Raw genomic sequence first — 6,710 nt, 5'->3', positions numbered from 1 at the left:
GTTTTATTATGAAATCCTTGAGAATAAGCTGTCAACTTTTTTTATACCACACCAGTATAATGATCGCTGCAAACATCAGAAATCTTTCGTTACTGGAACTTTTTTATACCTGTGTTTCAAATCTTGCAAAAGTTATGGTGACCCGGGATGTTCCCCTTCCGGAAGCGCAAAAGCACTATGTCGAGAAAGATGATTATAATGCATTCATTTATCATCAGCGCAACCTTGATGCCAATAACAGGACACTCCAGGTCATACATGATGCAGAAAGGCTTCTGGATATCTGTGGCGGGGATTTTGACGATACCAGCGAATATCAGCTGTTGATCCGTCTGCTTAAAGAACAGACAACTTTTCATAACGACGGGACCCGGCGTTTGCGCGAGAAAAAGGAAAAAGAGGATCCTTCAAAAGTGCTGTTGAATCCATCGGATCCAGAAGCAGCTTTCCGTAAAAAGGCTGGCAGTAAACAAAGGCCACTTTTAGATATGCCTTTTGACACCCTAATCTTAATAGAAAAAAATTTCCTGTCAAATAAAAAAGACGACCCGGCAGAAAAATCCGGCTTTCATAAAACCTGGATTCTGCAGGAACGTCTTCCTTTTATATATCAGGGTACTGAAGTTCGGTATTTCCCGACAGCCCCTCTTATAAAGGCGCCAACCAGATTTGAACTGGTGATGAAGGTGTTGCAGACCTCTGCCTTACCACTTGGCTATGGCGCCATATGACTCCACCGGGAATCGAACCCGGGTTACCGCCGTGAAAGGGCGATGTCTTAACCGCTTGACCATGGAGCCGGATATTATATTGTCGAATCACTGCCTTAAACCGTGACCGAAAATTATAATATCACACCTTATAAGAAAATGCAAGCACTTTTTATAATTTCTTTGAAGGTTTTATACGTCTTTATATACCCTTCTCTTTTTCCTCCCATTTTCTCATTTTCAGCTTCAGCAAAGCCAAAGCTTTCTTTGCATCAATCTCTGTTACTGTATTTTCAGCCAGTACTTTTGTCTCATCGCCATCCTGCTCCATTCTATCTCTCGATTTATAATAGCATACCACTCCATCCAGATATTTATTCTGTACAACAAAATCTTTTGCCGGGCACTGGCTTAAAACCGCAGTAGGTATACCCCTTTTTTCTGTCTCTTCGATAGCATGGGCATAATCTACATGATTATTGCCAATACCATTGCAGGAGAAAACTGCACCGTCCACTCTCATACATTCCAAAGATACGCCGACTCTCTCGGCAGATAAATATTTGTCTTCGTTTTTGTCAGGAGAACCCACGATCACAATTCCCCGAAGATTCACATCCGTATCTTCCGAAAGGACTTCCACCAACGGATCTCTGTAATAATGAAGTGTTGTTTCCTTCATACTCGTTCCGATTCCCATAAAACATCCTCCTTTTAATCCATCGCGTGCATAATTCCATCCCGAAATTCATTGGGCGTCACAATTACCGGCATCCATCCCATATCGATCACAGATCTGCCGCCCTCATATCCGCCGGGTTCATGGCCGAACAGCCTTGTGTCATAGACCGCTCCCTGGCCGGATACTTCTTTTACAATTACCACATCCTTGCGTCCCGGCTCGTAAGTCTCCTGAAACACATGCTTTTCCGTACATTTATAGCCATTAAATTTTTTCATCTGACTGCGGAAGATCTGGCAAAAGGCGTCACATGCTCTGTGGATTGCTTCCGGTCCCGGCCGGTCCGCCCATGTACCTTCTTTTAACACTACATCAAAGGAGATCAGGATATCGCTTTCCAGCGGCGTACCCGGACGTCCCCATGCAATCTTGTCCCTAAGGATCCCGTCACTGGCACCGAAGTTGCATACCTGACGCCCGCCTTCATCTACTCCGGTCAATATCACATATACACCTGTTAAGGTATGGGTGATCCCTTCTCCCACCCGTCCCAGCACCTTAGTGGAAAGCGGAATGACATCCATCACCGTATTGGTATGCTGCTGATGCTCATCGGGCTGTATGATCCGGATTTTAATATCACTGATCAGCGGCTCCCCGGCCTTTATGCTGTCCGCAATCCCGGGCTGCACAGTCATATGGCCATCCACATCGATTCGATTTTCTTCTCCGTACTCTACCGAACAAACATGATAGGCACGGACTGTAAGTCTGCTTCCTGTTTCCATCCTCTTCGTCCCCTTTCTATTACACGATATGCAGGAAAATTTCCCTGTACATCTGACTCTTACCCGTTCTGCTGCCGGTTATAGGCAAGAATCAGTTCCACCATTCTGTCATAACTTACAACGCCGTCCTGCTGTCCGTTGGCCTTCAGATAAGTGTCATTTACCTCATTTGCCACCTCTGCCACCGGACTTTCATACTTCTGCCAGAACTGGCTGTTTGCTTCCAGATCAACTTTCGCTTCTTCGCAAAGCTCTGACCGTATCTCCCGATAAGCTTCGTAATCCGTCTCCTGCAGAGCATTGGTACAGTAGATCCATCCAAGAAGCGCCCCACTGTACTGAAACTCTGTATCATCCGACTCAAGCGCTGCCAGATAACCGATAAAATTTGCCTCCTGCTCCTGCATAAATCCTTTGAGATGCGCCAGCTCATGACAGGCTGTAAAAGGAATATTATAATCTGTCATTTCCGTATTATAATTTGCTTCTATCGTAAAGGGGGAATATATTCCTGTCAGTTTCTGGACGGAAAGAATCCAGGAAAACACAAGTCCTTTCGGCCGAGGATACTCTCCCTCCAGACAGTCATATTTCTCTCCCAGCTTTTCCATGGCAGCCACTGCTCTTTCCTGAACGTCTCCTGTCAGCTTCATCTGACCGGACTCATCCCGATAAACTTCCGAGGCAGTTTCGTTGACCTGATCTGTCAGCATCCGGCACGCTTCCTTCAACTCTTCCACCGTTCCTCCCTCCACCTCAAGGGAAGTCTCCTCTGCAAAAGATGTACGATAATAATTTACTCCACATGCCGCCGCATAGATAAAAAACAGGATTCCAGCGGCCAAAAGCAAACCTGAAAAGAACCTGGCCAATGGGGCTGCCGCCTTTCCCGAGTGTACGGCTTCTCTGATCGTCCGTCCGATACAAAAGACAAAAAACACTGCCAATATATATAGAAGGAACTCCGATACAGATATCGGAAATATCCCAAAAAAACGCCCTGCTAAAGACACAAGTGCTTTATATATATGTAGGCTGTACCACGTGGCAAAATTCGGAAATGAACGGGCTGCAAAGAGAAGAAGCACTGCGGCCAAAAGCAGAAAAAGCCCCGCCAGCGCCCTCTTTTTTTCTCTCTGCCCTTTCCCCTTCTGCTGTTTTTTCCCCGTCTGCAGCTCTTCCTTCCCCTGTCTCATCCTCTGCAAATCTTGAGCCATCCGCTATTCCTTCCTAAGTAAATTTCAATCCTGGATTTATCTACAGTATACTGCAAAATCTCTGTAATTACAAACAGGGAACTCCTGTTTCCAGGAGTCCCCTCTGTATTAAGAAACACTTTCTAAAGTTTAAAACAAAGTCTGCACCGGCCATTTTACAATTTACCGTTCCATCCCTCTGCTTCTGCTTTTCCTAAGATATAGAGAAAAGCAATAGCCGGAACACGCAGAATGGGTACCTTTGTTTTATGCTTGGTAATACCAAAATCGTCCAGGCGTTTTGTGATTAAAAAAGCGTTTGTTACTTTCGTTTGTTCGTCCCGGCATAACTCGACAATGGCATCTGTCTCTGCAATGTGAGAATTATTACGGTATTTCACTTCACAGAGGATCTTCTGACGGGGAAGTTCTACCACCACATCGACCTCTTTCTGATTATTCTTTGCCTTTCTGAAATATCCAAGCTGAGCAGGACTTCCCTGATAAAAAGAAACCATATGTTTATAAACAGTTGTTTCCACCATTGCGCCGAGTTCCTTTTCATCTGAAAGTACATCGTCAATCATCAGCACTGCATTACGGATAGCCGCATCAGCAATGAATATTTTCGGCTTCCCTTTTAGAGCACCTTTGCTTCCTACATCCATTGGCTTTGCCAAATAAATGAGATTGGACATTTCCAGCGCTTTAATATAACTTTCAACCGTTGTGATCGAAGTATTTTCTAATTCCTTTGCCGCGGTAGTAGCGTTAAAAATCTCGGTTGAGTTCATACACAAGTAGAGAAACAGCTTTTCCATCAACAGAGGACTTCGAATATTAAAGAGCGACAGCACATCTCGCTTGATAACCTTATCGACCACGTCTTCCCTCAGCATTCTCTGTGCATAGACATCGTCGTCCGATAACACCAGCTCTGGAAAACCACCGATCATTAGATAACGATTAAAATGATTTTGCAATGGAGTAAATTTGTCCATCAAACTGCCAAGCTGTGCCGAACTAAAGCCTTGAAGCTCTGATAAACGCAGCTCATCCTCCAAAACAGGTAAATCGAGACCAAGCAGCCTGCAATACTCATAAAAAGACATAGTAGGTATTTTGAGAACGCTCCAACGCCCTGTGCCGCTGTCTGCAGCCCCCCTTTCCAGGATAGGACTGGCAGACCCTGTAGCAATCAAACGAATATCCTTTCTGCTGTCATAAATCACCTTCATCCAGAGCTCCCAATTTTCAGTGTACTGTAGTACTTCATCAAAAAGAATATACCTTGTACCCTCTATAGGGTACATTCCTTCATAGATGGACAGCACATTTTCCACATTGACAAGTTTCAGAATCGGATTATCAAAGGTAGCGTACAGAATATTTCCGGGATTGATCCCCCGGTCTATCAGATGGTCAATGATCTGATAGAGAATTGTCGTCTTACCCACACGTCTCATGCCAGACAAAACAGCAAATCTTCGTATCGTTTTATGCGTAAGTATTTTCAGGGCTTCATAATATGCCAGCCTTTTGTGCGGCTTGCTTTCTTCCTTGATGGCAGAAGGCGTCCGCCACCACGGGTTATACTGCCGCAATACTTTAATAACTTGTTCATCATTTACAATCGCCATAATACACCTCCATAATACTAGTATTCTATCGGAGTTTAACTATTATATGCTCCATTTTCAAGCGCCGTTTACAAAGTATATTATATCAAAAGTCTTTACAAATTGCAAATTATATTACAAAAATATGCAAACACCGACATAATCCTCCCTAAGAGGAATCCTTGACTCTTTTGCAGCGCCATACAGCAAGGTATCCTCCGGTAATCCACATAGACAGACATGCACACAATCCAATGTAGCAAAATACAGGTTTGGCGTTTTTGCTAATCGTTTCCATTCATTATTGGCAAAAGGTTTTATTTCATACTTGCCAAAAATAACAAAAATACTATGCAATAGACTAATCTTTTGCATAGTATTTTCTATTTTTCCTTTAATCGGGTCCTTCAGGCGGAATAAACCCGCAGCCCATTCCCACTTTATTTCCTTTCTGTAAATATGCCTTCAACGCTCTTTGAAGACTTGTATCTTCCGGATATTCTTCTATCCGGTCCGTCACCTTTCCAAAGACTCTTTCTTCTGCCTGCCTTGCAGGTATCTCATTATAAACAAAAAACAAATCCTGAAACCGGAGAATATTGGACTGTTTTGAAAGCAGATTGTGAAGCTGCGGAGAAAGAAGCCAGGATTCACAGTGAAATCCATCGTACTTATAAGAAACCACTTCTTCAAAAAATCCCGCCGCTTCTTTAAATGAATCTTTCACTGCCTGTACATCCAATGGCTCCCCTTCGGGAATATGCACCTCCAGAACCGGAATCTCTTTCCCTTCCTCCCAGTTTTCATCTTTCAGCCGGGAAGGTTCATACTGCAGCCGTCCGAGGCGGTAAATCTTCCTTTTAATAGGAAGGCTTGTCCACTGGTACTGTTTCATCCCCGGGATGCCCGTCTCCTTCAGACAGTGTCTGCACCAGATCTCCATATCCCGAAATGTATCATAATAGATCCTGTCGGATATTCCCGCTTCCTTATAAGAAGGATAGCTCTCCGCTCCCCATTTCATATAGAGATACAGTGCTGTCTGATACTCTGTCTTCTCTTTTTGCAAAGCCTGATAAAAGGACGGCTCATCTTCTTCAAATAGTTTCCTAAGCTGCGCTTCCTTTTCCCCTGGTATCCGCCCTGCCTCTGCTGCTTCAAAGGGAAGTCCGATTTGCCCGCTCTTTAAAATTCGTTTCACTTCCTGGTAGAAAGGTGTATAACGGAGAACATGGCAGATCACAACAGTCCTGTTCAGTTTTTTTGCTATCCGAATGATCTCCCTGCACTCGTTAAGATCCGGAGAAATCGGTTTTTCCATCAAAAGGTCATATCCTTTTTCCATCGCCTTGATTGCCTGCCCTACGTGCTGCTGATCCTGGGTAGTAATGAACATAACGTCCGCCAGTTTCGGCTGACTGATCATTTCCTCCGCACTGGTGAAACAGGATTCATCCGGAACATCATAATCATCCGCCACCTCCTTCACCTTAGCCGGATCAATATCAGCAATTGCTACAATCTTCATGCGATCCGGAAACAGCTTTGCCGCCGGGGCGTATGTATCTTTTCCTCTGCTTCCCAGCCCTGCAAGCGCCACTGTTACTTGTTTTTTCATTTTTGTCTCATCCTTTCCAGCAAAAGATATTTTTCGGCCGAACAGTTTATCTTTTGTTTTTAGTAATTTTATTATAATTTATACAATTCTTTCCTGC

5 protein-coding genes and 2 tRNA genes are annotated in these 6,710 nt (G+C 44.1%); all 7 read right to left on the bottom strand.

The annotated features are described in order from the left end of the window. Positions 1-654: 654 nt before the first annotated feature. The 7 genes from WJ238_RS10060 to WJ238_RS10030 all read right to left on the bottom strand — a co-directional run bounded on the left by WJ238_RS10060 (position 655) and on the right by WJ238_RS10030 (position 6,613). Positions 655-725 (bottom strand) — tRNA-Cys (locus tag WJ238_RS10060). A gap of 3 nt (positions 726-728) precedes the next feature. After that, positions 729-800, bottom strand: a tRNA-Glu gene (locus tag WJ238_RS10055). A 112-nt stretch (positions 801-912) separates the two neighbouring features. Next, positions 913-1,410, bottom strand: coding sequence for a glycine/sarcosine/betaine reductase component B subunit (locus tag WJ238_RS10050; protein ID WP_316267652.1), 498 nt, complete (start codon positions 1,408-1,410; stop codon positions 913-915). A 14-nt stretch (positions 1,411-1,424) separates the two neighbouring features. After that, on the bottom strand, positions 1,425-2,180 hold the full coding sequence (gene prdD / locus WJ238_RS10045; protein WP_316267653.1) for a proline reductase cluster protein PrdD: 756 nt from the start codon (positions 2,178-2,180) through the stop codon (positions 1,425-1,427). Between the two features lie 59 nt (positions 2,181-2,239). Then, a complete protein-coding gene (locus tag WJ238_RS10040) occupies positions 2,240-3,397 on the bottom strand; it encodes a DUF3810 domain-containing protein (protein ID WP_337606858.1) in 1,158 nt (385 codons plus the stop codon). Positions 3,398-3,552: 155 nt separating this feature from the next. Continuing rightward, entirely contained in the window at positions 3,553-5,016 is a 1,464-nt protein-coding gene (locus WJ238_RS10035) for an ATP-binding protein (RefSeq protein WP_337606856.1), read from the bottom strand. A gap of 373 nt (positions 5,017-5,389) precedes the next feature. Continuing rightward, positions 5,390-6,613 carry a Gfo/Idh/MocA family oxidoreductase gene (locus tag WJ238_RS10030; RefSeq protein ID WP_337606855.1) on the bottom strand — a complete coding sequence of 408 codons (1,224 nt, stop codon included), beginning with the start codon at positions 6,611-6,613 and terminating at the stop codon, positions 5,390-5,392. Positions 6,614-6,710: the final 97 nt, after the last annotated feature.

The organism is Claveliimonas sp. (assembly GCF_037273965.1).
Classification (GTDB): Bacteria; Bacillota; Clostridia; order Lachnospirales; family Lachnospiraceae; genus Claveliimonas; species Claveliimonas bilis.
This window is presented reverse-complemented; position numbering and strand designations above follow the sequence as displayed.